General features: G+C 71.8%; 28 protein-coding genes. 11 read left to right on the top strand and 17 right to left on the bottom strand.

All coding sequences use genetic code 11. The annotated features are described in order from the left end of the window. Window positions 1-20: 20 nt before the first annotated feature. Both ACFVZH_RS29765 and mshA read right to left on the bottom strand, forming a co-directional pair. The gene (locus ACFVZH_RS29765; protein WP_384902061.1) at window positions 21-539 is read right to left on the bottom strand and encodes a YbjN domain-containing protein; all 519 of its coding nucleotides are present in this window, start codon (window positions 537-539) and stop codon (window positions 21-23) included. Then, window positions 532-1,899 carry a D-inositol-3-phosphate glycosyltransferase gene (gene mshA / locus ACFVZH_RS29770; protein WP_384902063.1) on the bottom strand — a complete coding sequence of 456 codons (1,368 nt, stop codon included), beginning with the start codon at window positions 1,897-1,899 and terminating at the stop codon, window positions 532-534. The genes ACFVZH_RS29765 and mshA overlap by 8 nt, the downstream gene beginning before the upstream one ends. 409 nt (window positions 1,900-2,308) lie before the next feature. On the opposite strand from mshA, the gene ACFVZH_RS29775 reads away from it, so the two are divergent. The 3 genes from ACFVZH_RS29775 to ACFVZH_RS29785 all read left to right on the top strand — a co-directional run bounded on the left by ACFVZH_RS29775 (window position 2,309) and on the right by ACFVZH_RS29785 (window position 6,256). Next, a complete protein-coding gene (locus ACFVZH_RS29775; RefSeq protein ID WP_384902065.1) occupies window positions 2,309-3,103 on the top strand; it encodes a class I SAM-dependent methyltransferase in 795 nt (264 codons plus the stop codon). 334 nt (window positions 3,104-3,437) lie between these two features. Next, window positions 3,438-4,487, top strand: coding sequence for an NlpC/P60 family protein (locus ACFVZH_RS29780; protein WP_384902067.1), 1,050 nt, complete (start codon window positions 3,438-3,440; stop codon window positions 4,485-4,487). A gap of 533 nt (window positions 4,488-5,020) precedes the next feature. Continuing rightward, a complete protein-coding gene (locus tag ACFVZH_RS29785; RefSeq protein ID WP_384902069.1) occupies window positions 5,021-6,256 on the top strand; it encodes a PP2C family protein-serine/threonine phosphatase in 1,236 nt (411 codons plus the stop codon). Between the two features lie 37 nt (window positions 6,257-6,293). On the opposite strand, the gene ACFVZH_RS29790 is transcribed toward ACFVZH_RS29785, so the two are convergent. The 3 genes from ACFVZH_RS29790 to ACFVZH_RS29800 all read right to left on the bottom strand — a co-directional run bounded on the left by ACFVZH_RS29790 (window position 6,294) and on the right by ACFVZH_RS29800 (window position 7,813). Then, window positions 6,294-6,638: a DUF2516 family protein gene (locus ACFVZH_RS29790; RefSeq protein WP_026058798.1), complete on the bottom strand. Its 345-nt coding sequence runs from the start codon at window positions 6,636-6,638 to the stop codon at window positions 6,294-6,296. A gap of 92 nt (window positions 6,639-6,730) precedes the next feature. Further along, window positions 6,731-7,336: a hypothetical protein gene (locus ACFVZH_RS29795; RefSeq protein WP_384902071.1), complete on the bottom strand. Its 606-nt coding sequence runs from the start codon at window positions 7,334-7,336 to the stop codon at window positions 6,731-6,733. A 27-nt stretch (window positions 7,337-7,363) separates the two neighbouring features. Beyond that, window positions 7,364-7,813 carry a helix-turn-helix domain-containing protein gene (locus ACFVZH_RS29800; RefSeq protein WP_384902073.1) on the bottom strand — a complete coding sequence of 150 codons (450 nt, stop codon included), beginning with the start codon at window positions 7,811-7,813 and terminating at the stop codon, window positions 7,364-7,366. A 138-nt stretch (window positions 7,814-7,951) separates the two neighbouring features. Between ACFVZH_RS29800 and ACFVZH_RS29805 the strand changes: the two genes are divergently transcribed. After that, complete coding sequence (locus ACFVZH_RS29805; protein ID WP_384902074.1) at window positions 7,952-8,872, top strand: hypothetical protein; 921 nt, start codon at window positions 7,952-7,954, stop codon at window positions 8,870-8,872. On the opposite strand, the gene ACFVZH_RS29810 is transcribed toward ACFVZH_RS29805, so the two are convergent. Continuing rightward, complete coding sequence (locus tag ACFVZH_RS29810; RefSeq protein WP_384902076.1) at window positions 8,859-11,021, bottom strand: DNA methyltransferase; 2,163 nt, start codon at window positions 11,019-11,021, stop codon at window positions 8,859-8,861. The genes ACFVZH_RS29805 and ACFVZH_RS29810 overlap by 14 nt on opposite strands. A 150-nt stretch (window positions 11,022-11,171) precedes the next feature. Here ACFVZH_RS29810 and ACFVZH_RS29815 point away from each other — a divergent pair, with 150 nt between their 5' ends. Then, window positions 11,172-11,618, top strand: coding sequence for a helix-turn-helix transcriptional regulator (locus ACFVZH_RS29815; protein ID WP_384902189.1), 447 nt, complete (start codon window positions 11,172-11,174; stop codon window positions 11,616-11,618). A gap of 10 nt (window positions 11,619-11,628) precedes the next feature. Beyond that, window positions 11,629-12,045 carry a VOC family protein gene (locus ACFVZH_RS29820; RefSeq protein WP_384902078.1) on the top strand — a complete coding sequence of 139 codons (417 nt, stop codon included), beginning with the start codon at window positions 11,629-11,631 and terminating at the stop codon, window positions 12,043-12,045. Between the two features lie 31 nt (window positions 12,046-12,076). Here ACFVZH_RS29820 and ACFVZH_RS29825 read toward each other — a convergent pair whose 3' ends face one another. Beyond that, on the bottom strand, window positions 12,077-12,649 hold the full coding sequence (locus tag ACFVZH_RS29825) for a hypothetical protein (protein ID WP_384902080.1): 573 nt from the start codon (window positions 12,647-12,649) through the stop codon (window positions 12,077-12,079). An 83-nt stretch (window positions 12,650-12,732) separates the two neighbouring features. Between ACFVZH_RS29825 and ACFVZH_RS29830 the strand changes: the two genes are divergently transcribed. The 3 genes from ACFVZH_RS29830 (at window position 12,733) to ACFVZH_RS29840 (ending at window position 15,832) form a co-directional block, all read left to right on the top strand. Then, complete coding sequence (locus ACFVZH_RS29830) at window positions 12,733-13,218, top strand: MarR family winged helix-turn-helix transcriptional regulator (protein WP_384902082.1); 486 nt, start codon at window positions 12,733-12,735, stop codon at window positions 13,216-13,218. A gap of 179 nt (window positions 13,219-13,397) precedes the next feature. Continuing rightward, window positions 13,398-14,882 (top strand): MFS transporter, encoded by a 1,485-nt coding sequence (locus tag ACFVZH_RS29835; protein WP_384902084.1) that lies wholly within the window; start codon window positions 13,398-13,400, stop codon window positions 14,880-14,882. Next, entirely contained in the window at window positions 14,879-15,832 is a 954-nt protein-coding gene (locus tag ACFVZH_RS29840) for a helix-turn-helix transcriptional regulator (protein ID WP_384902086.1), read from the top strand. Before ACFVZH_RS29835 ends, ACFVZH_RS29840 begins: the two co-directional genes overlap by 4 nt. Window positions 15,833-15,839: 7 nt before the next feature. Here the strand turns inward: ACFVZH_RS29840 and ACFVZH_RS29845 are convergent, their stop codons facing one another. Continuing rightward, a complete protein-coding gene (locus tag ACFVZH_RS29845) occupies window positions 15,840-17,084 on the bottom strand; it encodes a GNAT family N-acetyltransferase (protein WP_384902087.1) in 1,245 nt (414 codons plus the stop codon). Window positions 17,085-17,148: 64 nt separating this feature from the next. Continuing rightward, window positions 17,149-17,769 carry an ABC transporter substrate-binding protein gene (locus ACFVZH_RS29850; protein WP_384902089.1) on the bottom strand — a complete coding sequence of 207 codons (621 nt, stop codon included), beginning with the start codon at window positions 17,767-17,769 and terminating at the stop codon, window positions 17,149-17,151. A 139-nt stretch (window positions 17,770-17,908) separates the two neighbouring features. Here ACFVZH_RS29850 and dtd point away from each other — a divergent pair, with 139 nt between their 5' ends. Further along, window positions 17,909-18,334 (top strand): D-aminoacyl-tRNA deacylase, encoded by a 426-nt coding sequence (gene dtd, locus ACFVZH_RS29855; RefSeq protein ID WP_384902091.1) that lies wholly within the window; start codon window positions 17,909-17,911, stop codon window positions 18,332-18,334. Window positions 18,335-18,405: 71 nt separating this feature from the next. On the opposite strand, the gene ACFVZH_RS29860 is transcribed toward dtd, so the two are convergent. The 6 genes from ACFVZH_RS29860 to ACFVZH_RS29885 all read right to left on the bottom strand — a co-directional run bounded on the left by ACFVZH_RS29860 (window position 18,406) and on the right by ACFVZH_RS29885 (window position 23,283). Then, window positions 18,406-19,386 carry a YgfZ/GcvT domain-containing protein gene (locus ACFVZH_RS29860; RefSeq protein WP_384902093.1) on the bottom strand — a complete coding sequence of 327 codons (981 nt, stop codon included), beginning with the start codon at window positions 19,384-19,386 and terminating at the stop codon, window positions 18,406-18,408. A gap of 10 nt (window positions 19,387-19,396) precedes the next feature. After that, window positions 19,397-19,834, bottom strand: coding sequence for a Fur family transcriptional regulator (locus ACFVZH_RS29865; RefSeq protein ID WP_384902094.1), 438 nt, complete (start codon window positions 19,832-19,834; stop codon window positions 19,397-19,399). Between the two features lie 39 nt (window positions 19,835-19,873). Continuing rightward, the gene (locus ACFVZH_RS29870) at window positions 19,874-20,446 is read right to left on the bottom strand and encodes an FABP family protein (RefSeq protein WP_384902095.1); all 573 of its coding nucleotides are present in this window, start codon (window positions 20,444-20,446) and stop codon (window positions 19,874-19,876) included. A gap of 238 nt (window positions 20,447-20,684) precedes the next feature. Beyond that, a complete protein-coding gene (locus tag ACFVZH_RS29875; RefSeq protein WP_384902096.1) occupies window positions 20,685-21,650 on the bottom strand; it encodes a hypothetical protein in 966 nt (321 codons plus the stop codon). Then, window positions 21,647-22,438 (bottom strand): hypothetical protein, encoded by a 792-nt coding sequence (locus tag ACFVZH_RS29880; RefSeq protein WP_384902098.1) that lies wholly within the window; start codon window positions 22,436-22,438, stop codon window positions 21,647-21,649. The genes ACFVZH_RS29875 and ACFVZH_RS29880 overlap by 4 nt, the downstream gene beginning before the upstream one ends. Window positions 22,439-22,455: 17 nt before the next feature. Beyond that, a complete protein-coding gene (locus ACFVZH_RS29885; protein WP_384902100.1) occupies window positions 22,456-23,283 on the bottom strand; it encodes a hypothetical protein in 828 nt (275 codons plus the stop codon). Between the two features lie 102 nt (window positions 23,284-23,385). Between ACFVZH_RS29885 and ACFVZH_RS29890 the strand changes: the two genes are divergently transcribed. Then, the gene (locus ACFVZH_RS29890; protein WP_384902102.1) at window positions 23,386-23,748 is read left to right on the top strand and encodes a DsrE family protein; all 363 of its coding nucleotides are present in this window, start codon (window positions 23,386-23,388) and stop codon (window positions 23,746-23,748) included. A 43-nt stretch (window positions 23,749-23,791) separates the two neighbouring features. On the opposite strand, the gene ACFVZH_RS29895 is transcribed toward ACFVZH_RS29890, so the two are convergent. Then, a complete protein-coding gene (locus ACFVZH_RS29895; RefSeq protein ID WP_384902103.1) occupies window positions 23,792-24,055 on the bottom strand; it encodes a DUF3099 domain-containing protein in 264 nt (87 codons plus the stop codon). 118 nt (window positions 24,056-24,173) lie between these two features. Then, window positions 24,174-24,461, bottom strand: a complete 288-nt coding sequence (locus ACFVZH_RS29900) for a DUF1416 domain-containing protein (protein WP_017242395.1) — start codon at window positions 24,459-24,461, stop codon at window positions 24,174-24,176. Window positions 24,462-24,468: the final 7 nt, after the last annotated feature.

A 24,468-nucleotide genomic window follows, 5' to 3' on the forward strand; every position in this document is an offset into this window, starting at 1 on the left:
GGTGAAGGGGTCGGGAGGGGTCAGTTACCGGTCTTCGCGACCAGGTTCTTGAACGCGTCGAGATTGCGGGTCGACTCGCCGCGCGAGACCCGCCACGCGTACTCACGCCGGATCGCCGACGCGAAACCCAGCTCCAGAAGGGTGTTGAAGTCGCCGTCCGCCGCCTCCAGGACGGAGCCGAGCAGCCGGTCAAGCTCCTCGGGCGTGACGGCGGCCAGCGGCAGCTTGCCGGCGAGATAGACGTCGCCGAGCGCGTCCACCGCGTAACTCACCCCGTACAGCTTGAGGTTGCGCTCCAGGAGCCAGCGGTGGACGCCCGCCTCGTTCTCGTCGGGGTGCCGGATGACGAAGGCGTTGAGGGAGAGCGAGTGGCGGCCGGCGCGCAGCGACAGGGTGGTGAACAGCTTGCGCGTGCCCGGGAGTTTGACGACGTACGAGCCGGGCTCGGGGGACTCCCACTCCAGCTCCGCGTCGTCGAAGGTGGACTCGATGATCCGCCGCACGTCCCCGACCGGGTTCTTGACCTCGTCCTCAGCCATGGTGGGAGCGTACGCGACGGCGGTTCTCGCGCAGCCGATGGTCGTGCATGGCGGCCGTGTACACGTCCGCCGTGCCCGAGGCCGCCGTGTCCCAGCCGAACGACCCGGCGTGCAGGGCCGCCGCCGCACCCATCCGGGCCGACAGCTCCGGGTCCGCCACGAACCGGCCGAGCGCGCGGGCGTAGTCCGCCGGGTCGTGACCCGGGACCAGGAAACCGGTCGTCTCGTCCCGCACCGCGACGGGCAGACCGCCGACCGCCGCCGCGACGACCGGCGTGCCGGCCGCCTGCGCCTCGATGGCGACCAGGCCGAAGGACTCGCTGTACGAGGGCATGACGAGGACGCTGGCCGCGCGGAACCAGTCCGCCAGCCGGTCCTGCCCCACCGGCGGGTGGAAGCGCACGATGTCCGCGATGCCGAGCCGGGCGGCCAGCTTCTGCAGCCCCTCCGGCTTCGCGAGGCCGCTGCCGCTCGGGCCGCCGACCACCGGGACGACCATGCGGGTGCGCAGCGACGGGTCCCGCTCCACGAGCTGGGCGGCCGCGCGCAGCAGGATGTCCGGGGCCTTCAGCGGCTGTATCCGGCCCGCGAAGACCGGGATGAAGGCGTCCTGCGGCAGCCCGAGCCGGGCGCGGGCGGCGGCGCGGCCGTCGGCGGGGCGGAAGTGGTCGAGGTTCACGCCCGGGTGGACGACCGCGATCTTGCCGGGGTCGGCCTCGTAGAAACGGGAGAGCTCGTCGGCCTCCTCGGCCGTGTTGGCGATCAGCCGGTCGGCGGCGGAGACGATCTGGGTCTCGCCGATGACCCGGGCCGCGGGCTCGGGGGTGTCGCCCTCGGCGAGCGCCGCGTTCTTGACCTTCGCCATGGTGTGCATGGCGTGGACGAGCGGCACGCCCCAGCGTTCGGCGGCGAGCCAGCCGACGTGGCCGGAGAGCCAGTAGTGGGAGTGGACCAGGTCGTAGTGGCCGGGGCGGTGGCCCGCCCACGCCTGCATCACGCCGTGCGTGAAGGCGCAGAGCTGGGCCGGCAGCTCCTCCTTGGCCAGACCCTCGTACGGACCGGCGTCGACATGCCGCACCAGGACGCCGGGGGTGAGCTCGACGACCGGCGGGAGGCCGCCGGTGGTGGCCCGGGTGAAGATCTCCACCTCGATGTCGATGGCGGCGAGGCGCCTGGCCAGCTCGACGATGTAGACGTTCATGCCGCCCGCGTCGCCGGTGCCGGGCTGGTGCAGCGGCGAGGTGTGGACGCTGAGCATGGCCACCCGTCGCGGGGTGCGGTTCCGGCCGGGGAGCCGGAGCCTGGCCGGCGCCGGGTGCCGGTGCCGGGTACCGGTGAACCGGGACACGTACTGGCTCACGTCGGCGGTCCTTCCGCTCGGGGGGGCCTCGGGGGCCGCTCGGGGCAGGCTGAGGACACGGAGCGTCCTCCAGCCGCCACAACACCGGAATGCCCCCTTTCATTTCCGTCGGCGACGGCGCTTTGCCAATTCGTTGCCGGGCGGGGCCCCGCACCCGCCCGGCAACCGCCCTCCGCCCCCGGCCGGGACGGCCGTCCGCCCTCGCCCGGGACGGCCGTCCGCCCCCGGCCTGGCCGACCGTCCACCCCCGCCCCCGTACCGCCCGGGGCCCTGTCCCCGTACGCCCGGGACCGCCACCCCGTCCCCCGTACCGACCGGGACAGCCGTCGCCGTAACCCCCGGCGCGTACTCCCCCTCGGCGCCGTACTCCCCGCACGGCCCCCTCCCCCGCACGCCGTACGCTCATGGCATGGCCCCGCGCACCACCCGCCCCGTCGGCACACCGACCCGCGGGACCACCAATCCCAACCGTCTGCGCCGCATGGACCGCTGGATCGCCGCCGTCCACGGCCCCGCCCTGCGCCGCTCCGCCGAGCCGCCCGTCGCCGTCGACCTCGGGTACGGCGCCGCCCCGTGGACCGCCGTCGAGCTCCTGGCCCGGCTGCGCACGGCCGAGCCCCGCACCCGGCTGTACGGCATCGAGATCGAACCGGCCCGGGTCGAGGCGGCGAAGCCGTACGAGCACGAGGGCCTCTCCTTCGTGCACGGCGGCTTCGAGGTGCCGGTGCCCGGCCGGGTCTCCCTGATCCGGGCGGCGAACGTGCTGCGCCAGTACGACGAGGAGCAGGTCGCGGCCGTGTGGGCGAGGCTCTGCGGGCGGCTGGCGCCCGGCGGGCTGCTCGTCGAGGGCACCTGCGACGAGATCGGGCGCCGGCACGTGTGGGTGGCGCTCGACGCGCACGGGCCCCGCACGGTGACCTTCGCGACCCGGCTGGGCTCGCTGGTACGCCCCTCGGACCTGGCGGAACGGCTGCCGAAGGCGCTCATCCACCGGAACGTGCCGGGCGAGCCGGTGCACGCCTTCCTGCGGGACTTCGACCGGGCGTGGGCCGCCGCCGCCCCGTACGCCTCGCTGGGCGCACGGCAGCGCTGGATCCGCTCCGTCCGCGACCTGGCCGCGGACTGGCCGCTCGCGGACGGGCAGCGGCGGTGGCGCCAGGGCGAGGTGACGGTGCGGTGGGAGGCGCTGGCTCCGCGGACCTGAGGGTGCGGCGGGGGGCACCGGCACCCCGGGCCTGAGGGTGCGGCGGGAGGCGCCGATACCCCGAACATGAGGGTGCGGCGGGGGCGCAGGAATCCGGACCTGAGGGTGCGGCGGGAGACGCAGGAACCCGGCGCCTGAGGGCATTCGGTCCAACTCCCGCTGAATTTCCGGTGCGGAGGGAACGCCACGTGCGTATCGCTCGTCCCTCGTGGGGGGAACAGGCCCGACAGGCCCCGGTTTCCCCTGTTGCTTTCCGGTTTCGCATGGCACTATCGCCAAGGTCACCGACAAGTTACTGACGGTAAATCAGATTTGGTCGTTCGAGGGGGAGCTCGTGTACCGACGCCGCCACGCCACTGCCGCGATCACCGTGATCTGCGCCCTGACCGTGCTGGCCTCGCCCGCGCTCACCCTTCAGGCGTCCGCCGCGCCGCTCCCGCCTCCGCCGCCGAAGAAGAGCCTGGAGGAGGTGCGCAAGGAGATAGACGCCCTGTACCGGCAGGCCGCCGTCGCCACCGACGCGTACAACCTCGCGGAGGAGAAGACCAAGGAGCAGTCCGCCGAGATCGTCGAGGTCGCCCGGATGATCGTGGCCGGCCGCGCGAGGATCGAGGCCCTCAAGGCCAGGGCCGGTGCCGCCGCCCGCGCCCAGTACCGCAACGGCGGGCTCCCGGACGGCGCACAGCTCGTCCTCACCAATGACCCGCAGCTCTTCCTCGACACCGCCGGCCGGCTCAAGGCCGGAGCGAAGGCCACCACGGACCTCCTGGGCGAAATGAACCGCACCCAGGCCCAGTTGGACGTCTACGCCAAGGACGCCGGCACGAACTGGACCAAGCTGGAGGCGAACCGCGTCCGGCAGGCCAAGGCGAAGAAGGAGATCACCGACAAGATCGCCGCGGCCAAGAAGCTGGAGTCCGAGCTCGCCGCCGAGGAGCGGGAGCGGCTGCGGCGGCTGGAGGAGCTGGCGCAGTACCGCGCCCAGACGACCTGGCTCGGCACCGGCGTCCTCGCCGGCCTGAAGGCCGGGACGACGCCCGAGGCCCGGAAGGCCGTCGAGTTCGCGACGGCCCAGATCGGCAAGCCGTACGAGTGGGGCGCCGAGGGCCCGAGCACCTTCGACTGCTCCGGGCTCACCCAGAGCGCCTGGGGCGCGGCCGGCCTCGGCATCCCGCGCACCTCGCAGGAGCAGTGGCGGCTCCTCCCGCGCGTGGACATCAAGGACATGCGGCCGGGCGACCTCATCGTCTACTTCAAGGACGCGAGCCACATCGGCATGTACGTCGGGAACGGGGCGATCGTCCACGCGCCGCGCCCCGGGCGGAACGTGACCATCGCGGGGGCCGGCTCCATGGAGATCCTGGGCGTCGTCCGCCCGACGTGACGGGGTCCACCCGCCCGACGTGACGGGGTCCACCCGCCGGAGGTGACGGGGCCTCCCGCCCGACGTGACGGGGTCCACCCCTCCGACGTGACCGGCCACCCGCCGGACGTGACGGGGCCGCCGGCCCGCCCTGGCGGAAACCGCCCGCCCGACCTGACGGAAGCCACCCGCTCCCTGCGGCAGGGGCGCCGGCCCGACGTGACGGAGTCCCCGCGGCGCCCCGCGGCGGGCGGGCCCGGGGTGGCGTGACGTTTCTCATTGCCCACGGGGCCTTCCGAGCGGCCCGCGGGGGCAAGTACCTCCCCTTCCGCGGCATATGCCAACGACGCCGCGGCCGCTCACACGCTGATCACCATTCCGCTGCGCACCGCCCTACCGCTAGGGTCCGGGACGGGCGGGACGCCACCCGGCGCCCTGCGCACCCTCGGGGGGAGGGAAGGAAACCCGGACCGATGCCCGTATCGCTACCGCGTCAGAGAATCGTCTCTGCAGCTGCGGGACCAGGCGAGGCAACCCCTATGGACGCCACCGCTATGACAGGCACAGTCACCGCCACAGGCGCCGATCGCACCGAGCGCACCGATCTGACCCTCCTGGTCGTCGAGGACGACCCGGCGGGTGCCCTCGCCGTACCCGAACTGCTCGACGCGGCGGACGCCGCCGGCACCCGGGTCCGCATCCGTACCGCCCGCAACCTCACCGAGGCCGAGCGGCTCCTCACCGACGACGTCCACTGCGTCCTCGTCGACCTCTCCCTGCCCGGCCCCAGGGCCGCGGCCGGCGACGACCCGCTCGCACCCCTGCGCCACATCCTGCGCCTCGCCCCGCGCCACGCCGTCCTCGCCCTCGCGGCGTCGGCGGACGCGGAACTCGCGGCCGAGGCGGTCCGGGTCGGCGCCCAGGACCACCTCTTCCGCGAGGAGCTCGACGGCCGGCTGCTCAGCAGGGCCATCCGGTACGCGGTCGAGCGCAAGCGCGCCGACGCCGTGCAGGTGAAGCTGGCCGAGTCCCGCCTCCGCGCCCAGGAGAACGCCCGCCTGGAACGCGGACTGCTGCCCACCCCGCTCCTGGAGGGCTCCGACCTGCGGTTCGCGGCCCACTACCGGCCCGGCCGCTCCCGCGCGCTGCTCGGCGGCGACTTCTACGACGTCGTGCGCACGCCCGACGGCACCGTCCACGCCATGATCGGCGACGTCTGCGGGCACGGCCCCGACGAGGCCGCGCTCGGGGTCGAGCTGCGGATCGCCTGGCGGGCCCTGACCTTCGCGGGCCTGTGCGGCGACGAACTGCTCTCGACGATGCAGCAGGTCCTGGAGCACGAGCGGGAGAGCGAGGAGATCTTCGCGACCCTCTGCACCGTCGACATCGCGCCCGACGGGCGCCGGGCCGGCCTCTGCCTGGCCGGCCACCCGTCCCCCCTGATCGCCCGCCAGGGCAGGGTGGCCCGGCTGCTCCCGTACGAGGACGGCGGCCCGGCCCTCGGACTGCTGTCGCGTGCCCGCTGGCCGCGCCGCCAGGTGGAGCTGGGCGGGTCGTGGAGCCTCCTCATGTACACCGACGGCCTCATCGAGGGCCGCTCGGACGGCCCCGGCTCGCCCCGCCTCGGCCAGGACGGCATGGTCGCGATGATCAACCGGCAGCTGGCCTCGGGCCTGCGCGGCGAGGAGCTCCTGGAGGCGGCCGTCACGGAGGTCCGGTCGCTCAACGGCGGCGAGCTGACCGACGACGTCGCCGTCCTGGCCCTGGAAAGGGACAGGACCCGGGGTTAAGCCCCCGGGCCCTGTCGCGTCTTCCGTCGGCGGGCGGCTAGCGGCCGCCGTTGTAGGGGCCGTACGGCCCGTCGCTGCTGGAGCCGCCGCCCCGGCGGCCCCGGCCTCCGCCGGAGACCTGCGCGAGCGCGGGGCGCACGTCCACCATGAACACGATGGCGGCGATCAGCCCGGCGATCTGCAGGAACAGCATCGGCAGCAGCAGGTTCAGGACGAGGTTGATCCCCAGGATGATCAGCCAGAACTTCTTCGTCTGCTTCTCGGCTGCGCGGTAGGCGTCCTCGCGCGCCATCGCGGCGAAGACGAGCGCGGCGACGGCGAAGCCGGTGAAGACCAGGAAGATCACCAGGGAGAGTAGGGAGTCGAATCCCGCGCGCAACATGCTGAGCACCGCCTAGTGGAGATGTGGAGAGAGCGCCTCGCGGTCAAGGTACCCGGTACAACGCCCCGGGTACCCGTATTGGTGCCCGGCCCTTACTCCGTCTCGGCGGCGACCTTCTTGGCGGGGGCCTTGCGGGTGGTGGTCCGCTTGGCGGAAGTCTTCTTGGCCTCGGGCGCGGCGCCGGTCTCCGGCTCGGCGTCGGGGGCCTCGGTCCCGGCGCCCGGAGCCGCCGCGGCGGTCTCCGGCTCGGCCTTCGCCTCGGTGTCCGGCTCGACGACGACGGCGATCTCGACGATCTCCTCGGCGGCCTCGCCGCGCCACGCCTTGACGGCCTCCTCGCCGTGCGCGGCGACCTCCTCGTACTTCTCGCGCGCCTTCACGGCGTACTCGGCGGCGACGCCGACCCCGCGCAGGGCGAGGTCCTGGGCGGTCTCACCGAGCTTCTTGAAGTCCGTGTCGAGACCGCCGACGACCTCGGCGAGCTTCGACTGCACGGTGGCCTGGGCCCCCTTGGCCTGCGCGGACACCTTCTCCTGCACGGCCTTCGGGTCGGTCTTCCGTACGGCCTCGATGCGGGCGGGCGCCTCGGCGGCGAGCTGCTCGATCAGGCCGGGAACCTTCTTGGCCTGCTGCGCGACGAGGTCGGCGGTGCCGGCGGCGAAGAAGAGAGGGGTACGCAGTTCGTCGATGATGGCCATGCTGGTGGTTCCTCCCGGTGTGACGTACTAGCTCGGAGTCGGTTCGGCATCGGGCGCGGCCGCTGCCGACGCGGCGGCCTTCTCGGCCTTCTCTGCGGCTGCCTTCTCGGCGGCCGCCGCCGCGGCGGCCTCGGCGGCGTTCTCCTTGCGGAACGAGTCGTAGATCTGGAGCAGCACCTGCTTCTGCCGCTCGTTGATCGAGGGATCGGCCAGGATGACGGCCCGCGTCTCCAGCTCCTCCCGCTCCTTCTCGTCGAGGATCCCCGCCCGCACATAGAGCGTCTCGGCGGAGATCCGCAGCGCCTTCGCGACCTGCTGGAGCACCTCGGCGCTGGGCTTCCGCAGCCCCCGCTCGATCTGGCTCAGGTACGGGTTCGACACCCCGGCCGCCTCGGCGAGCTGCCGCAGGGACAGCTGAGCAGTCCGCCGCTGCTCGCGGAGGTACTCACCGAGATTGCCGACGTTGAGCGATGCCATGCTCCGAACCCTGCCAGCTCCTGCTAACTATTGCAAGCACATGCTTGCAATAGTGTCATCGAGTCGCGCCCACGGCCGTGTGCGGCATCCCGATCATCACCCTGCGGTGCGGCGCACCCGTGTGCTACCTCTGGCGCCATGAGCTCTGACGCGAACGACCGGGTCCGCCCCGGAGACCTGCCGGCCATGGCCTTCACGATCCTCTCGGAGGCGTTCTTCGATGATCGGGGACGTTCGGTTCCCTTCCGGCTGCGCGACAAGCGGAACACCCAGGACGACCCGTTCGACGAGTACGTCACCGATCTGCTCCGCGAGCGGTTGCCGCAGGAGGTGCTCGTCCTCCGGGCGGACAAACCCCTGGTCAGCCCTGACGCTGTCATCGCGAGACCCGAGGAGTACGAGCTCCTGAAGGCAGGCGGGGTCGACTACGACCCCAGAGCGATCTTCGGCCTCGAGGTGAAGAAGGTCGACCTTGGCAGGAATGGGAAGCCCGCCCGTTCCACAGGTCTGGACTACAACAGCACCCCACCCTGCGCGACCGTGCGTGTGTACGCCGAGGACGGCAACGAAATCCGCATCCCCGGCTTCTACCTGTTCGTCGCTCTCGAAGGAAGCGAGGAGGGCGGCGCGGTCCGCGTGCATTCGATGGCCCTGGTGGCCGGAGCCGTCCTGAACAAAGACGTAGATCTCTACGACCGCGTCACAGGAAGGCGGAGCAAGCAGATCGGACTCGGGACCTACGGTGACGGAGCAAACCGGGTGCGACCGATGCTGCTCTTCTCCAACCCGCTCGGCTGGGAATGGACACTCGGCGCGGCAACCCTCATCAGCGAGCGCAGCGACCTCGCAAAGGATCAACCCCTCACCCATGTACGCGACATGACCCGAACCATCTCGCCAGGGGTCGTTGAACTCTTCCATTGCTACCGGCTCGCCAAGCTGTCGCCCCCGGTCGAGGAGACCGCCCACGACCCCTTCCCGCAGCCGGCGAAGCGAAAGGAGGAGACAGCTCAGCGGGGCCGGTTCGAAATCGACCTGCGCACACTCACGCTCGATTAGAGCGCACGCCGAGGGCGGCGGCAGCTGCCGTGACCGCCTCTCCGGCCTTCGCCATCAGCTCGTCAACAGACAGCGAGTTGCCGGGAACGGTGTGCAGCGCGAGGACAGAGCCCCTCACCACGGATTCGACGTCCGCGTACCCGACCTTGACGCCGCCCTCCTGGCACTCACGCAGCGCGATGACGGCACGCTCCCTCACCGCTTCGACCGAACGCCCCTCGGGCCCGATGTGTCCGATCAGCCGGCACACCACGATCGAATCCAGGTTCGACGGGTCGGCGGCGCTTGACTTGATGGTGCTCGTGCTCATTTCCGCCTTGACGGGCTGCACAGCGGTAATGACCAGCCCGGCGTTCTCCAATGCCCTGACCAGCTCAACCCATCCCGCGATGCGAGCCTGATGGAAAGTGAACGCGAGCAGACCGTTCGGCTTGAGGAGTCGGGCACACTCCTTCCATACAGCGGCAAGGGCATGGCCGAACTCGGCGGGATCCGCGGATTGAACTTCCTCTGCATGGCGTGTGGTGACGGCGTCTGCCGGATAGCCATCGAACGGGCGGAGCTGCCGGAGCCACGCGTGGAAGAAGTCGGCGAGTTCGCTGTAGTGGACATTGTCCATGAACGGCGGGTCGGTGATGACCATGTCCACTGACGCATCCGGGAGATCAAAGGATGCCGATGACCCACTGTGGACGTACGCACTCGTGCGCCCCTGCTCGAAGGACTCAGCGTCACCGATTTCCAGCGAAAGGGACTGCGAAAGTCCGAAGACGCGCTCCGCTTTATCGCCCACAGGCACGAGGTCATGCGGAGCGCGCTTGTACTCCCAGGCACGGATGATGCGAGACTGATAAAGCGTCGAGAAGGCGCCGGAGGATGCGGGAGTACCCCAGGGATGCGCTTCGAGCGGAGTCCGTTCGGGCTTTAGGGCATGGTGGGAGAACATGTGCCGGACGGCACCGGTTCCTTCCCCCTTGAACGAACAGAAGAGGTTATTGAATTCCAGTACGCCGGAAAAGAGCGCGGCCAGGGCCTCGCGTTCCGGTCCGGGATCAAGGTCGCGGATAGCCTTGCCGAGCAACCCAAGACTGTAGAGCTGGCGAGCGTTGAAGAACTGGCGCCACTCGCGATAATTCCAACGGATCGCCTGCCGGGTGTTGTACCCGTCGTCCAGCGCACCGGTCGGCAGTACGAGGTCCTCGCCTCGTTCCTCCAGCAGCTTCTCGGCCGTCGCGTAAAGCTCGAGGTCGAAATCGTCGACAGGTTCGTACTGCCGCGATCCGTCCGCGGCAAGCACTTGCTTCGCGTACATGCGGAGCCGCGGAGGCCGCTCCCCCAAAGCGTCGATGACCTTAGCCGTGTGGCCCTGAGCGCACGTCATGGTCGCGCGGTTGACCGGGCCGGCGAGGTCCGATACCTGGCTGCAGGCAGGACATGTCAACTGCTTGTCTTTGACTACATCGACGATGGCGATGGCGTGACAGTGCGGGCATGTCGCCTTGCTTGCCGGATATTTCTTCGGATAGGCGTGCTGAGCGAAGACGTACCGGCTGAACAGCTCTACGGGCGGCGCGTCGGGAGAGCATTGGGGACACTGGGCGAGGGCGACCCAGAAGTAGTAGAGGACGGGCCGACCACGCTCGTCCCTGTGCAACTGGTCGATTTCAGAGCGGACCTGAGACTCCACCCGCTTGAACGCATGGTCCAGTCGAGCACGATCCCAAGGAGCCAGCGCCTGCCGCTGAACCAGCGTCGCCACCGGGTTGATGTCCCTGCCGATCACTCGTGCACCGAGCTTTGCCGCCTCGGCCAGCGTCGTCCCGGAGCCGGCAAAGGGATCGCAGACAGTAAGACCATCGAGCCGAAGCGCATTGCTGTAGCACTCGACGGCATCCTGTTCGTCCTGGGCGACAGCTGCGGCCAGGATCCCGCGGAAGACGGAGCCAAGCCGCTGCGCCCACCACTTGTGCGTGTGCGTGGCCGGCCGGTGCACCTCCTTGCGCCAGGACTCCCGCTCGGCCGCGGCCGACACGACCCCGGCAGGGAAAGCCGTCTCCAGCGCTGCCACCGCGGGGATCGAGTTCCGAACGATCGACCTCGGGCCGTCTTCCTTGGCGCTGAAGATGCCGTCCTGCTCGAAGACCGTCATTCGTACCTCCAGGTTCCGTTCAAGTATCCCCGGACCCCGGGGCCCGTCCGTGCGCCACCCGTACGCGTCACAGGCCGTCCGGCGGCACCGTGCGATGCTGGTGGAGTGATCCTTGAGGACCTGGTTCGGCTGCGGCGTGCGCGGGACACGATGGACCGTGAGTACGCGTCGCCCCTGGACGTCCCGGCGCTGGCCAAGGGCGCCCTGATGTCGACCGGGCACTTCACGCGCAGCTTCCGCGCCGCGTACGGCGAGACACCGTACAGCTATCTGATGACCCGCAGGGTGGAACGGGCGAAGGCGCTGCTGCGGCGGGGCGACCTGAGCGTGACGGAGGTCTGCTTCGCGGTCGGGTGCACCTCGCTCGGGTCGTTCAGCTCGCGCTTCACCGAGCTGGTCGGCGAGACCCCGAGCGCCTACCGGGCCCGCCGCCACGAGACGGGCGCCGTGATCCCGGCGTGCGTCGCCAAGATCCTCACCCGTCCGGCCCGGCACCGCGCACCCGCCGGGAACGGCGAGCCGGCCGGACATCGAGATTCGGCCGGACATCGAGAACCGGTCAGGATCAAAGAAGCGGAATCCACCGCCGCGTTTTAGCGTCGACGTCATGAACGTCAAACTCTCGCAGTGCTTCATCGCCGTCGACGACCACGACAAGTCGCTCGCCTTCTACCGCGACGCCCTCGGCCTGGAGGTCCGCAACGACGTCGGGTTCGAAGGCATGCGCTGGGTCACGGTCGGCTCCCCCGACCAGCCGGACGTCGAGATCGTCCTCGAACCCCCGCTCGCCGACCCCAACGCCTCCCCCGCCGACCGCCAGGCCGTCGCCGAACTGCTGGCCAAGGGCATGCTGCGCGGCGTGATCTTCGCGACCGACGACGTCGACACCACCTTCGAGAACATCCGCGCCGCCGGCGGCGAGGTCCTCCAGGAGCCCGTCGACCAGCCCTACGGCGTCCGCGACTGCGCCTTCCGCGACCCCTCCGGCAACATGGTCCGCTTCACCCAGCCCCGCAAGTCCTGACCCCCGGGCCCCGCACGGCCTTCTCCGGCGCTCACCGCACCCACGCGGCGAGCGCCGCGAAGTCCTCGCTCCCGAGCCCCCGCCGGGCATCCACCCGGTGCAGGAGCGCCTCCCCGGCGTGGTGCGCGGCGACCCAGGCCCGGTCCGCCGCCCCGATCTCGTCGTCCACCCAGGCGAACGGCCGCCCCGCGGCCCACGCCACCAGAGCCGGGGCCTTCCAGTGCACCCCCGGCGCCCCGGGGCCGTCCGTCCAGGGCACGACCGGCAGCTCGGGCAGCCCGAGGCGGGGCGCGACCCAGGCGTTCGCGTCCGCCTCCCAGGTGGTCGCCCACACGAGTGCGTACGGCAGCGCCGCGAGCCGCGGCCCCTGCGCGGGATCGAGCCGCGCGAGGAGCGGACTCACCGACGCGGGCGGCGCCGGCGGGAAGGTCGGGTACGCCGGGTCGGCGCCGTCGCGCGTGCCGAACGGGATCAGCGGCCCGTCCACGTCCAGGAAGAGCAGTGCCCGCGGGGCGTCGACTCCCGGGCCGCCGCCGGCCCCCTTCCCCTCGTACGCCTGTGCCGTCTCGTACGCCTGTGGGGTCTCGTACGCGTGGGGCGTCATGCCTCCATCCTCGCCGCCTGCCCGCGCCGCTCGTCCGCTTCTCGATAATCCGCGACGGATCGAATCTCGTTACCCTGGCAGGCATGACCGCCATGGCGCCCACCCCGACCGAGCCCGACCTCTCCTACCTCCTCGACCACACCAGTCACGTCCTGCGGACGCGGATGGCGGCGGAGCTGGGGGAGATCGGACTGACCGCGCGCATGCACTGCGTACTCGTGCACGCGCTGGAGGAGGAGCGGACGCAGGCGCAGCTAGCGGAGATCGGGGACATGGACAAGACCACGATGGTGGTGACGGTCGACGCGCTGGAGAAGGCGGGGCTGGCCGAGCGGCGGCCGTCCAGCACGGACCGGCGGGCGCGGATCATCGCCGTGACGGAGGAGGGGGCGAAGGTGGCGCAGCAGAGCCGCCGGATCGTCGACGGCGTGCACGAGAGCGCCCTCGGCTCGCTGCCCGAGGAGGAGCGGGCGGTCCTCGTCCGGGCGCTGAACCGCCTGGCGACCGGGCACCTGGAGACCCCCGTCGAGAGCCCGCGGCCCGCCCGCCGGGCACGGCAGCGCGGCTGAGGCCGACGCGAGGGCGCCACGCCGGCCACACCAGCCACACCAGCCGCACCGCCCGCACCAAAAAGAGCCCCCAGAGCCCCGGCACCCCCACGTCCCACAACTCCTCCCGTAAAAAATAGTCTGCAACAAAACCATCTGCTAACGTCTCTCTTGTTGCCTCCCCCGGACAGGAGAGACCCATGCCCACGCCTGCCAGCACCCGCATCTCCACCGCCACCGCCACCGTCCCCACCCCCGCCCGCACCTCGCGCGGGCTCGCCCTCGGCGTCCTCGCCACCGGCATGCTGATGACGATCCTCGACGGCAGCATCGTCACGGTCGCGATGCCCGCGATCCAGAGCGACCTCGGCTTCACGCCGGTCGGCCTCAGCTGGGTGGTGAACGCCTACCTCATCGCGTTCGGCGCGCTGCTCCTCCTCGCCGGCCGCCTCGGCGACCTGATCGGCCGCAAGCGGATGTTCCTCGCGGGCACCGGGATCTTCACCGCCGCCTCGCTCCTCGCCGGAGTCGCCGCCGACCCCGGCGTCCTCATCGCCGCCCGCTTCCTCCAGGGCGTCGGCAGCGCGATGTCCTCGGCGGTCGGCCTCGGCATCCTCGTCACGCTGTTCACGGCACCCCGCGAACGCGCCAGGGCCATCGCGGTGTTCAGCTTCACCGGCGCCGCGGGCGCCTCCATCGGACAGGTCCTGGGCGGCGTCCTCACCGACGCCCTCACCTGGAACTGGATCTTCTTCATCAACCTGCCGATCGGCCTCGCGACCCTCCTCGTCGCCGTCCGCGCGCTCCCCGGCGACCGCGGCACCGGCCTGAGGGCCGGCGGCGGCGCCGACGTCATCGGCGCGCTGCTCGTCACCTCCGGCCTGACGACCGGCATCTACGCGGTCGTCAGGATCGAGGAGTACGGGGCCGGTTCGGCGCACACCCTCGGCCTCGGCGGCCTCGCCCTCGCCCTGCTGGCCGGCTTCCTCGTCCGCCAGGCGAAGACGGCGAACCCGCTCATGCCCCTGCGGATCCTCCGCTCGCGCAGCGTCGCCGGCGCGAACGCCGTCCAGATGCTGATGGTCGCCGCGCTCTTCTCCTTCCAGATCCTCGTCGCGCTCTACCTGCAGAAGGTCCTCGGCTACGGAGCAGCCGAGACCGGCCTCGCGATGCTGCCCGCGGCCGCCGTCATCGGCGTCGTCTCCCTCGGCGTCTCGGCCCGCCTCATCGCCCGCTTCGGCGAGCGGACCGTCCTGCTCACCGGCCTCCTGCTGCTCGTCGGCGTCCTCGGCCTGCTGGCCCGCGTCCCCGTCCACGCCTCCTACGCCACCGACCTGCTGCCCGTGATGCTGCTGGCCGCCGGCTTCGGGCTGGCGCTCCCGGCCCTCACCTCGCTCGCCATGTCGGGCGCCGAGGAGGCCGACGCGGGCCTCGCCTCCGGCCTGTTCAACACCACGCAGCAGATCGGCATGGCCCTCGGCGTCGCGGTCCTCTCCACCCTGGCCGCCGGCCGCACCGAGTCCCTCACCGAGGCCGGCCGCCCCGCCGCCGAAGCCCTCACCGGCGGCTACCACCTCGCCTTCGCCGTCGGCGCCGGACTCCTGCTGGCCGCCCTGGCCCTCGCCTTCACCGTCCTGCGCCGCCGCCCCGACCACGCGCCGGAGTCCCCGACAATGGCGGCATGAGAGCCGACCGACTCGTCGCCGCCCTGCTCTTCCTCCAGACCCGGCAGCGGGTCACCGCCGCCGAACTCGCCGCCGAACTGGACGTGTCCGAACGGACCGCCCGCCGGGACCTCGAAGCGCTCGCGAGCGCCGGGGTCCCGGTCTATTCGCAGGCCGGCCAGGGCGGCGGCTGGTCGCTCGTCGGCGGCGCCCGCACCGACCTCACCGGCCTGACGGCCCCCGAGATCCGCGAGCTGTTCCTCCTGACCGGTCCCGACGCCGGCGCGAGCCCGCAGACCAGGACCGCCCTGCGCAAACTCGTCCGGGCCCTCCCCTCACCCCTCCGGGAAGGCGCCGAGGCCGCCGCCCGCGCCGGGATCTCCGACGGCACGGACTGGACGGGGACGGAGACGGAAGAGGCCCGGCTCGCCCCGCTCCAGCGTGCGGTGGTCGAGGCCAGGGAGGTCAGGATCGGGTACGCCCGGCCCGGCCGGGACCCGCACGAACGGACCGTCCGGCCGCTCGGGATCGCCGCGAAGGCCGGGGTCCGCTACCTCGTCGCCGACACCGACCGGGGCCTGCGCACCTTCCGCGTCGGCCGCGTCACCTCCGTCACCGAGACCGGCGCCCCCGTCGTACGGCCCGAGGGTTTCGACCTCGCCGCCGTCTGGCGCACGCTGGCCGCCCGCATGGAGGACCGGCTGGTCGCCGCGACGGTACGGGGACGGGTCGCCCCCGGCACCGAACCGGTCCTGGAGGGCCTGCTGGGCGGGCGGATACGGTACGGCGAACGCACCCCGGACGGCTGGACGGCCATCGAGGCCGACGGCCCCTCCCCCGAGGTGGTCGCCGCCCGGCTCGCCGGTCTCGGCGGCCGCGTGGAGCTCCACGACCCGCCCGAGGCACGCACCGCCCTCGCCCGTATCGGCGCCGAACTCACCGCGCTGTACGGGCGACCGGCCGCGCCGTGACCCGGGGTCAGAAGATGTCGGGCGAGAACGGCCGCAGCGGCGTACGGAACAGCAGGCCCGCGCGGGCCGCGGCGCCCGCCGTCGACTCCTCGACGCGCCCGAGCCGGGCCAGCCGTACCGCCGACTCGTCACCGAACGCGAGCGTGGCCAACTCCGCCACGTCGAAGGCGAGATCGGCCGACGCGGAGGTACGGACGCACGACACGCCCGCCGGCGACGCGTCCAGCCGGAACCGCCCGCCGGCCAGGCCGTCGGCGTCCCGCACCTCCAGGACGAGGCCGTCCTCCACCGGATACGTCCGGCTCTCCAGGACCCGGACGGCGTCCAGGGCCCGGACCCACAGCATGTCCGCGTACGTCAGCGTCGTCGCCGCGCGCGGGTCCGGCAGCAGCAGCGGCAGCGGGTCGTCCGGCGCCCGGTGGCCGGAGCGGACCGTGGCGATCCAGTCGATCGAGCAGAGGTAGTGCCACAGGGCGCGCTCGGCGGCCGGGGTGACCGCGATCAGGTCCCGTACCGTCGCCGTGTTCACCGGCTGCTTGGCGTCGTTCCACTTGTCGTCGGCGGTGTACGCGACGTACCCCTCGACCTCGCCGGACTCCGCCCGGTACATCGCGTAGTACGGCTCCCGCCACGGCTCGCTCTGATGGCCGAGGCCGGTGCCGATCTCCCAGCCGCGCGTATCGCGGTTCGTCACCCCGGCGCGGACGCCCGCGAGCCGCCGGTGCACCTCGGGGCCGGTCTTGCGGATCTCGTCGCCGTCCGTCAGATCGATCCGGCCGCCGTCCTCCGGGCGGCCCGAGCGGCGCGGATCGAGACCGGTCCGGCCCACGTCCACGCTCCACTCGGCGGTCCAGCTGGCCGGGCCGAAGCCGTACCGCCCGTAGATCGGGTACTCGGCGGCGATCAGGGTCGCGATCGCGTCCCCGCGCTCCTTCGCGGCGGCGAGGTCCTCGGCCATCATCCGGCTGAGGAGCCCGCGCCTGCGGTGCGTCGGCGAGACGGTGACCTGGGTGATCGCGTCGGCCGTGAGACTGCCGCCGCCGACCGTGCTGACCTCCTGCCGGAACGACCGGAAGGTGGCGACGATCCGGTCCCGGTCGAAGGCCCCGAGCGTCCGCCCGAGGTCCGCGTGCGCGAGCCGGTCCGCGACCTCCGCGTCCGACACGACCGGCGTCCGCAGGAACCCGGTGCGCAGGGCCCGCTGCCAGTCGGGGAACTCGGACTCCGTCACCGTGCGTACGTCGACACTCATCCTCCGACCCTACGCACGGCCCCGGCGCGCCCGCACCCCGGTTTTCCCCGCCGGAAAGCGGGGCTCAGGCCAGCAGGTCGTCGACCTGGGCCTCGCCGTCCCGGTAGCGGCGGGCGATCTCCGCGCTGCAGTCGTCGGCCGTCCGCTGGAGGTGCTGGCGGCGGCGCGAGACCTGCTGTTCGTACCCGGCGAGCCGGCCCATCGCCGCGTGCAGCTCGTCGTCCGTCCGGGCCGTCAGGTCCGACAGCTCGACCTCCGACAGCATCTCGGCCGCGAGCCGGCGGTACTCCTCGCCGCGCGGCGTCGACAGCGTCACGTGCCGGGCCGAGCTGCGGTGCCGCGACGGCACGTCCGCGAGGATCTCGGAGAGCCGGTCGAGGACCGGGGACTCCGGGTCGGTCCGCCGTGCCAGCTCGGCCCGCAGGATGTCGATCCGGCCCTGGAGCATCCGCCGTACGTAACTCAGGTCGGCCTCGTCGCTCTGCGCCTCCCGGCGCAGCGTGCGCAGCTCGGGCAGCCGCAGCGCCCCGAGGTCCGGCTGTGTCCGGTCCGGCAGGGCGGGCTCGGCGGTCCGCTGCACGGGTGGGCGCGTCACGGGGCCTCCGCCCGGTCCTCCGCCCGGGGTTCCGGAGCGGATCAGCGGTACGGGGCCGGACGGCGTCGGCCCGGTGCCAGGTGCACTCATGAGAATCGTCCCCTCGACCGGTGCGGAGCCGCACCGCCTCCCCCGCATGGTGCCACTCCTGCACGCGCGCGTGCAGGCGCTCTGCACCTGTTCGGCCCCTCGTCCCGCGGGCCGGGGGTCGCTCGGTAGGTTGGTGCGCATGCGAGCAGTGGTGCAGAGGGTCGACGGCGCGAGTGTCGTCGTCGCAGGGGAGACCGTCGGTGAGATCACCGGCGAGGGGCTGTGTGTGCTGGTCGGGGTGACCCACGACGACACCCCGGAGAAGGCCGCCCAATTGGCCAGAAAGCTCTGGTCCGTCCGGGTACTCGACGGCGAGAAGTCGTGCTCCGACGTGAACGCGCCGCTCCTCGTCATCTCCCAGTTCACGCTCTACGGAGACGCCCGGAAGGGCCGCCGCCCCACCTGGAACGCGGCCGCGCCCGGCCCCGTCGCCGAACCCCTCGTCGACGAGGTGGTCGCCCGGCTGCGGGAACTGGGCGCGCACGTGGAGACGGGCCGCTTCGGAGCGGACATGCGCGTCTCGCTCACGAACCACGGCCCGTTCACGGTGCTGATCGACGTGTGACCCCCGGGCCCCACGCCGACCTGCGACTACGGCTACGGCTACGGCTCTACAGCCCTACAAGCCCTACGGCTCTACGGCTCTACGACGGTCTCCTGGGCCGCCGCCGTCGTCCCGGCGATCAGCGGGGCGTCCACCGGCACGTTGCGCTTCACCAGGGCCAGGGCGATCGGCCCGAGCTCGTGGTGGCGGACGGCGGTCGTCACGAAGCCGAGCTGCCGGCCCTCCTCGCCGTCGGCCGCGAGCCGGAGCGGCGTGCCGTGCGACGGCAGCAGCACGTCGCTGCCGTCCAGGTGCAGGAAGACCAGGCGGCGCGGCGGCTTCCCCAGGTTCTGCACCCGGGCGACGGTCTCCTGGCCCCGGTAGCAGCCCTTCTGGAGGTGGACGGCGCTGCCGATCAGGCCGACCTCGTGCGGAATGGTCCGGTGATCGGTCTCGAAGCCCAGCCGGGGCCGGTGCGCCTCGACCCGCAGCGCCTCGTACGCGAGGATGCCGGCGGCCGGCCCGTGCGAGGCCGCGAAGGACTCCAGGTCGGCGCGGGGCAGGAACAGGTCCCGGCCGTGCGGGGTCTCCCGTACGACGACGCCCTCGGGCACCTCGGCGATGGAACCGGCCGGGAGGTGGACGACCGCGATGTCGTCCGTACGGTCGGCGACCTCCACCCGGTAGAAGAACTTCATCGACTCCAGGTACGCGACGAGCTCCTCCCGCGTCCCCGGCTCGACGTGCGCCCACACCGTCTCGCCGTCGTCGACGAGGTACAGGGCGTGCTCGATGTGCCCGTTCGCGGACAGGATCAGCGCCTCGGTGGCCCGCCCGACCGGCAGGTCGGTCATGAACTGGGTGACCAGCAGGTGCAGCCAGCTCAGCCGGTCGGCACCGGTGACGGCGATGACACCGCGGTGGGAGAGGTCGACGAAGCCGCCGCCTTCGGCGAGGGCGCGCTGCTCGCGGAACAGGTCGCCGTAGTGCGCGGCGACACCTTCGTCGCGGCCTTCGGCGGCGACGGCTCCGGGCAGGGACAGCAGAGGGCTGGTCGTTGAAGGTCGCTGCATGACAGCAAGCCTACGACTCCGCGTCCGCGGCCTTCCGGGCGCAGTCCGCGCACCTGCCGAAGATCGCGAAGTGCTTCATGTCCGTCTCGAACCCGAAGGTCGCGCGGAGCTTCCCGGTGAACTCGGCGGCCACCTCCACGTCCGCCTCGATCACCTCGGAGCAGTCCCGGCAGACCAGGTGGAGATGGTGGTGCCGGTCGGCGAGGTGGTACGTCGGAGCCCCGTGCCCCAGATGGGCGTGGCTCACCAGCCCGAGCTCCTCCAGGAGCTCCAGGGTCCGGTAGACGGTCGAGATGTTCACCCCGGACGCGGTCCTGCGGACCTCGACGAGGATGTCGTCGGGCGTCGCGTGTTCCAGCGCGTCGACGGCCTCCAGGACAAGCTGACGCTGCGGCGTCAGCCGATAGCCGCGCTGCCGCAGATCGCTCTTCCAGTCGGTGCTCACCACGCCCCCAGTGTAGGAGGGCGCGGCGCGCACCCCCAGTGTCTAGCGGAAGAACGCGATGCCGTCGTCCGGCATGTCGGGCAGGTTGCGGGCCATCTCCGCGACCTCCTCCGGCGTGACGACCTTCTTCAGGTGGGCCGACATGTACGGCCGGAGCGGGACCTCGGGGGTCGCCTTCTCGCCCACCCACATGAGGTCGCTCTTCACGTAGCCGTAGAGCCGCTTGCCGCCGCTGTACGGGCCCGAGGCCGCGGTCCGGGCGACGGCGTCCGTCACCAGGTCGATCTGCGGCTTCTGGTCGGCGAGCTCGCCGTACCAGATCTCGACGATGCCCTGGTCACGGACCATGACGATCTCGACCTTGCGGTCCTTGTCGATCCGCCAGTAGCCGCTCTCGCTCTCCAGCGGACGGACCTTGTTGCCGTCGTTGTCCAGGACCCACGCGTGGGACGTGTACTCCAGGAAGTCCCGGCCGTCGTGGCTGAACGTCACGGACTGGCCGAAGTTGCACTTCTCGGCGCCGGGGAAGTCGGAGACACCCGCGCCCTCCCACGTGCCGAGCAGGAACGCGAGGGGGACGAGGTCCGGGTTGAGGTCGGACGGGATCTCGATCATGAGCAGCTCTGGCGTTCTCTAGAAGTGGTTGGCGAGAAGGGTTATCGCTGGCCCTGGTACAGCTTCTTCACGGCCAGCCCGGTGAAGGCGAGCACGCCCACGCAGACCAGGACCAGCAGAGCTTCGAAGAAAACGATCACAGGGTGCTCCTCGACTGAGCAGTGAAGGCGGAACGGGCCGGACCCCAGCTTAGTGGCCTGGGATCCGGCCCACTCGGTGAGGTGGGTCTCGCCGGCGATCAGCCCAGCAGCTGGGTCTGGAGGGCGACGGTCTGCTGGAACGGGACGGTCAGCGCCTCGCCCTTGCGGGACTGGGTGACCAGCGCGAGCGTGTCACCGGCCTGGACGTACACCCACCGGGTCTGCTCCGGGCCGTAGGGCTTCTGCTCCTTGAAGGCGTACACGGAGGTGTACGGCACCCGGATGTCGGTCGTGGCGTCGTCCAGCTCCGCGTCCTCCACTCCGGCCGGCAGCTTGCCGCCGACCGTGCCGGCGCCCAGGACGTCGTCCTTGAACGTCTCCGAGAACCCGACCGAGTTGAACTGCAGCAGGTATACGCGGGTGGAGGTGCCGTCCGGCATCGTCCAGCCGCGGGCGGCGATGTGCCGCAGGGCCGAGTCGGCGACGGCTTCCCTCACCTCGCCCCGGACGTCGGCGTCGAGCTCCGCGAGATAGGTGTCGAGGCCGACCCAGCCGCCGTTCAGCTTCGGGTCGGTCCTGGCACCCGTGGGGGCGGGCAGCAGAAGTCCGCGCAGGTCCGCGTGGTGGACCTCGCCGTCGTTGCCGCCCGTGTAGGGGCGCTGGACGCCTTCCGGCAGGGCCGGAAGGGCGATCTTCGGGTAGTCCCAGCGGCCGTCGTGCTCGGTTTCCAGACCGGGTACGTCCGTGCGCTCCATGGCGGTGATCCCCAGCGCGGCGCCGGTCCCGACGCCGCCGCACACGAGGACGGCGGTGGTCCACCGGGCGATGCCCCACCACAGCCGCCGCCGGGACTTCTTCGGGGCGGTGCCGACGACGACGGACGCCTCGGCCGCCACGACGGGCTCCTCGGCGTCGACGGCGGGTACCTCGGCCGCCATGACGGACGCGTCGGCCTCGACGGCGGACGCCTCGGCCTCGACGGCCTGCGTCCCGGCCTCGGCGGGCGGGGTCTCGTCGGCGGGCGAGGCGGTCTCGCCGGGCGCGGTCTCGCTGTGCGTGGTCATACGTACTCCCCCGGGGACTCGATGTGGTCGAGCTGCTGCTTCAGCAGGTCCGCCACGGCGGCCCTGTCGAGCGGCTTGGCTCCGGACGCGGAGACCGAGACGAGGACCTCGGAGTCGTACGCCACGCAGATCACGCCGTCCAGCTGCTCGGCCCGCTCCTTCTTGCTCAGCGACTTGTCCTCGGGCAGCAGGCTGCAGGTCGCGTTCCTGTGGTCGGGCACCTTCGGTCCCTTGGGGAGCTCCAGGAACTCCATGACCTTCGTCCGCAGCTTGTACATGCTCTTGATCTGCTTCTTGTCCTTCATCCGCGTGATGTGGACGTAGACGACACGGCCGGTGCTCGTGTCCTCGAAGGAGCGGACCGCGATCCCCTTGATGCCGAGGCGGTCGACCTCCTTCTCGTACTCGCGCCGCTTCTTGCCGGTGAGGCCCTTGCCCTCCTGCTTCATGAGGGCGGCGGCCTCCTTCTCGCCGAGCTCGCCGTCGTTCCCGTACAGCTCCAGGTCCGGGCCGAGCTCGTAGCCGAACGGCACCGGCAGCAGCAGCTTGCTCAGGGGCGTCGTGGCCTTGCCGCGCTCGACGCCGTCGGCCGGGTCCGCGTCGTTCACGGTCGTGCGGGGCACGGCCCACACGTCGGTCGGTGCCGTGCGGTCCGCGGCGGAGACGGTGACGGCGGTGTACGTGACGCCGCCGCCGATCGCGCCGAGGACGAGCACGGCGGGCAGGACGATGCCGAGCAGCACACGGCGCGGGCCGCGCTTCCTCGGCGCGACGGCCTCGTCGGTCACGGTGTTCCGGTCCTCACTCACAGGCGCCCCAGCTGTCGCTCGGCCAGCGAACGGATGTCGTTCTTGGAGATCTTCTTGGTGTCGACGACGAAGATCTCCACCGCGATGTCGCCGCGGTGGAAATAGGCCCTGGCCTCGTAGAAGTCCAGGTAGCCGGCCTTCCGCTCCACGGGGAAGAGGTAGTAGCGGCCGTTCGTGGAGCCCTTGAGCGGGTCGCCCTCGTTGTCGGCGTACCTCTTCTCGGGCATGTAGTCCTGCTGGTCCTCGGTGTGGTCGCGCGCACCGAGCCCGTCGTTCGAGCGGTACTGGACGAGCCGGATCTCGGTGGCCCGGTACTTCCCCGTCATCCAGGACGTCGTGACGACGCGCCGGATGCCGTTCTCCAGCTGGTAGCTCAGCGCCGTGCCGGGCTCGTTGAACTCGGCGGCGAACTCGGGCACGGACATCCAGCCGTCGCCGGCGGCGAAGTCCGCCTTCTTCGCCCCCGCCGGCTTCGGCAGCAGCAGCTTCCGCAGGTCGCCGTCCGTCTTCACCCGGCGGTCCTCCGCCGCCGAGAGCGGCTCGGGCTCCTGCCCCTTGGGGAGCGGCTTCGGATGGACGAGGTCCGGCTGGTTCAGCGCGGGCAGCGGGGTCGGTTCGCGGTCGGCCTGGATGCCGTAGCCCACGGCCGTGCCGCCGACGAGCCCCAGGACGGCGGCGACCGCGATCAGTCCGACGGTACGCAGGACCCGGCGGCGCGGGCGCGCGGCGGGCGGATTCGCGACCGGAGGTGCTGCTTCCGGAGCGGGTTCACGCTCGGGTGGCGACGCTGTTCCCTGGTTTGGGATGGTTTCTTCGTTGCTCAAGAGTCCCCCCACGAGACCTGAAGCGCGGATTCCGTCCCCGCGCACCCAGCTGACACGCGAGGGGCGCATGAGGTTGCAGGGGGGCGCATTACAGTTCGGCATATGGCGAAGAAGCTCGTGATCAAGGTGACCGCAGGGGCCGACGCCCCGGAACGCTGCTCGCAGGCATTCACGGTGGCCGCCGTCGCCGTCGCGAGCGGGGTGGAGGTCTCGCTCTGGCTGACGGGCGAGTCGTCGTGGTTCGCGCTGCCGGGCCGGGCGGCGGAGTTCGAGCTTCCGCACGCCGCGCCGCTGCCGGACCTGATCGAGTCGATCCTGGCGGCGGGGCGGGTCACGCTCTGCACCCAGTGCGCCGCCCGCAGGGAGATCACCGAGCAGGACGTCCTCGACGGCGTCCGCATCGCCGGCGCGCAGGTCTTCGTCCAGGAGGCGATGGCCGACGGGACGCAGGCGCTCGTCTACTGACCGGGCGCGGGTCTGCTGACCGGGCGGGCGCGCGTCTGCCGGCTCAGCGCTCGCGGCGCTTCTTGCCGTCGAGCTCGTCCCACCACTCGTCGGACTTCGGATCCCCCGACGGATCGTCCCACCAGCGGTCCTCGGGGCCCCGCCGGTTGGCGACCATGGCGGCGACGGGCGGGATGACCATGGCGACGACGCACATGCCGATGGCCACGGGCATCGAGAAGAGGCGCACGACGGCCCAGGCGCCCACGAAGAGGACCAGGCAGGCACCCATCATCCAGAAGTAGACGTGCCGACGCCGTGCGTACACACCTCAAGCGTACGGCCGGAGGCCGTACGCGGACAGACCGGAGGGCCGTGCCTCTAGTCCTGGAAATGGCGTCCAACCCCCCAGGAGGCACGGCCCTCCGGCCGTTCGGAGTCGCGGATCAGACCGCGATGGCGACCTCGGCCAGGCCACCCTTCTGGGCGACGACCTGACGGTCGGCGGTGCCGCCGGGGACCAGGGCGCGGACGGTCCAGGTGCCCTCGGCCGCGTAGAAGCGGAACTGTCCGGTGGCGGAGGTCGGGACCTCGGCCGTGAACTCGCCGGTCGAGTCCAGGAGGCGGACGTAACCGGTGACGGGCTCGCCGTCCTTGGTCACGAAGCCCTGGATGGTGGTCTCACCGGGCTTGATCGTCGAGGCGTCGGGGCCGCCGGGCTGCGCTCCACACATGATGTTC

It is taken from the genome of Streptomyces sp. NPDC059534 (genome assembly GCF_042743475.1).
In the GTDB taxonomy this organism is placed as follows: Bacteria; Actinomycetota; Actinomycetes; order Streptomycetales; family Streptomycetaceae; genus Streptomyces.

Excerpts from the sequence above, each read along its gene's own strand:
- ACFVZH_RS29830 (WP_384902082.1), top strand. The coding sequence starts at position 12,733 with ATGACCGCCATGGCGCCCACCCCGACCGAGCCCGACCTCTCCTACCTC.
- ACFVZH_RS29860 (WP_384902093.1), bottom strand. The coding sequence starts at position 19,386 with ATGCAGCGACCTTCAACGACCAGCCCTCTGCTGTCCCTGCCCGGAGCC.
- ACFVZH_RS29815 (WP_384902189.1), top strand. The coding sequence starts at position 11,172 with ATGGACCGTGAGTACGCGTCGCCCCTGGACGTCCCGGCGCTGGCCAAG.
- ACFVZH_RS29775 (WP_384902065.1), top strand. The coding sequence starts at position 2,309 with ATGGCCCCGCGCACCACCCGCCCCGTCGGCACACCGACCCGCGGGACC.
- ACFVZH_RS29795 (WP_384902071.1), bottom strand. The coding sequence starts at position 7,336 with ATGGCCATCATCGACGAACTGCGTACCCCTCTCTTCTTCGCCGCCGGC.
- ACFVZH_RS29835 (WP_384902084.1), top strand. The coding sequence starts at position 13,398 with ATGCCCACGCCTGCCAGCACCCGCATCTCCACCGCCACCGCCACCGTC.
- ACFVZH_RS29765 (WP_384902061.1), bottom strand. The coding sequence starts at position 539 with ATGGCTGAGGACGAGGTCAAGAACCCGGTCGGGGACGTGCGGCGGATC.
- ACFVZH_RS29785 (WP_384902069.1), top strand. The coding sequence starts at position 5,021 with ATGACAGGCACAGTCACCGCCACAGGCGCCGATCGCACCGAGCGCACC.
- ACFVZH_RS29845 (WP_384902087.1), bottom strand. The coding sequence starts at position 17,084 with ATGAGTGTCGACGTACGCACGGTGACGGAGTCCGAGTTCCCCGACTGG.
- ACFVZH_RS29810 (WP_384902076.1), bottom strand. The coding sequence starts at position 11,021 with ATGACGGTCTTCGAGCAGGACGGCATCTTCAGCGCCAAGGAAGACGGC.
- ACFVZH_RS29875 (WP_384902096.1), bottom strand. The coding sequence starts at position 21,650 with ATGACCACGCACAGCGAGACCGCGCCCGGCGAGACCGCCTCGCCCGCC.
- ACFVZH_RS29800 (WP_384902073.1), bottom strand. The coding sequence starts at position 7,813 with ATGGCATCGCTCAACGTCGGCAATCTCGGTGAGTACCTCCGCGAGCAG.
- ACFVZH_RS29840 (WP_384902086.1), top strand. The coding sequence starts at position 14,879 with ATGAGAGCCGACCGACTCGTCGCCGCCCTGCTCTTCCTCCAGACCCGG.
- ACFVZH_RS29790 (WP_026058798.1), bottom strand. The coding sequence starts at position 6,638 with ATGTTGCGCGCGGGATTCGACTCCCTACTCTCCCTGGTGATCTTCCTG.
- ACFVZH_RS29850 (WP_384902089.1), bottom strand. The coding sequence starts at position 17,769 with ATGAGTGCACCTGGCACCGGGCCGACGCCGTCCGGCCCCGTACCGCTG.
- dtd (WP_384902091.1), top strand. The coding sequence starts at position 17,909 with ATGCGAGCAGTGGTGCAGAGGGTCGACGGCGCGAGTGTCGTCGTCGCA.
- ACFVZH_RS29805 (WP_384902074.1), top strand. The coding sequence starts at position 7,952 with ATGAGCTCTGACGCGAACGACCGGGTCCGCCCCGGAGACCTGCCGGCC.
- ACFVZH_RS29900 (WP_017242395.1), bottom strand. The coding sequence starts at position 24,461 with ATGTGTGGAGCGCAGCCCGGCGGCCCCGACGCCTCGACGATCAAGCCC.
- ACFVZH_RS29890 (WP_384902102.1), top strand. The coding sequence starts at position 23,386 with ATGGCGAAGAAGCTCGTGATCAAGGTGACCGCAGGGGCCGACGCCCCG.
- ACFVZH_RS29825 (WP_384902080.1), bottom strand. The coding sequence starts at position 12,649 with ATGACGCCCCACGCGTACGAGACCCCACAGGCGTACGAGACGGCACAG.
- ACFVZH_RS29820 (WP_384902078.1), top strand. The coding sequence starts at position 11,629 with ATGAACGTCAAACTCTCGCAGTGCTTCATCGCCGTCGACGACCACGAC.
- ACFVZH_RS29870 (WP_384902095.1), bottom strand. The coding sequence starts at position 20,446 with ATGATCGAGATCCCGTCCGACCTCAACCCGGACCTCGTCCCCCTCGCG.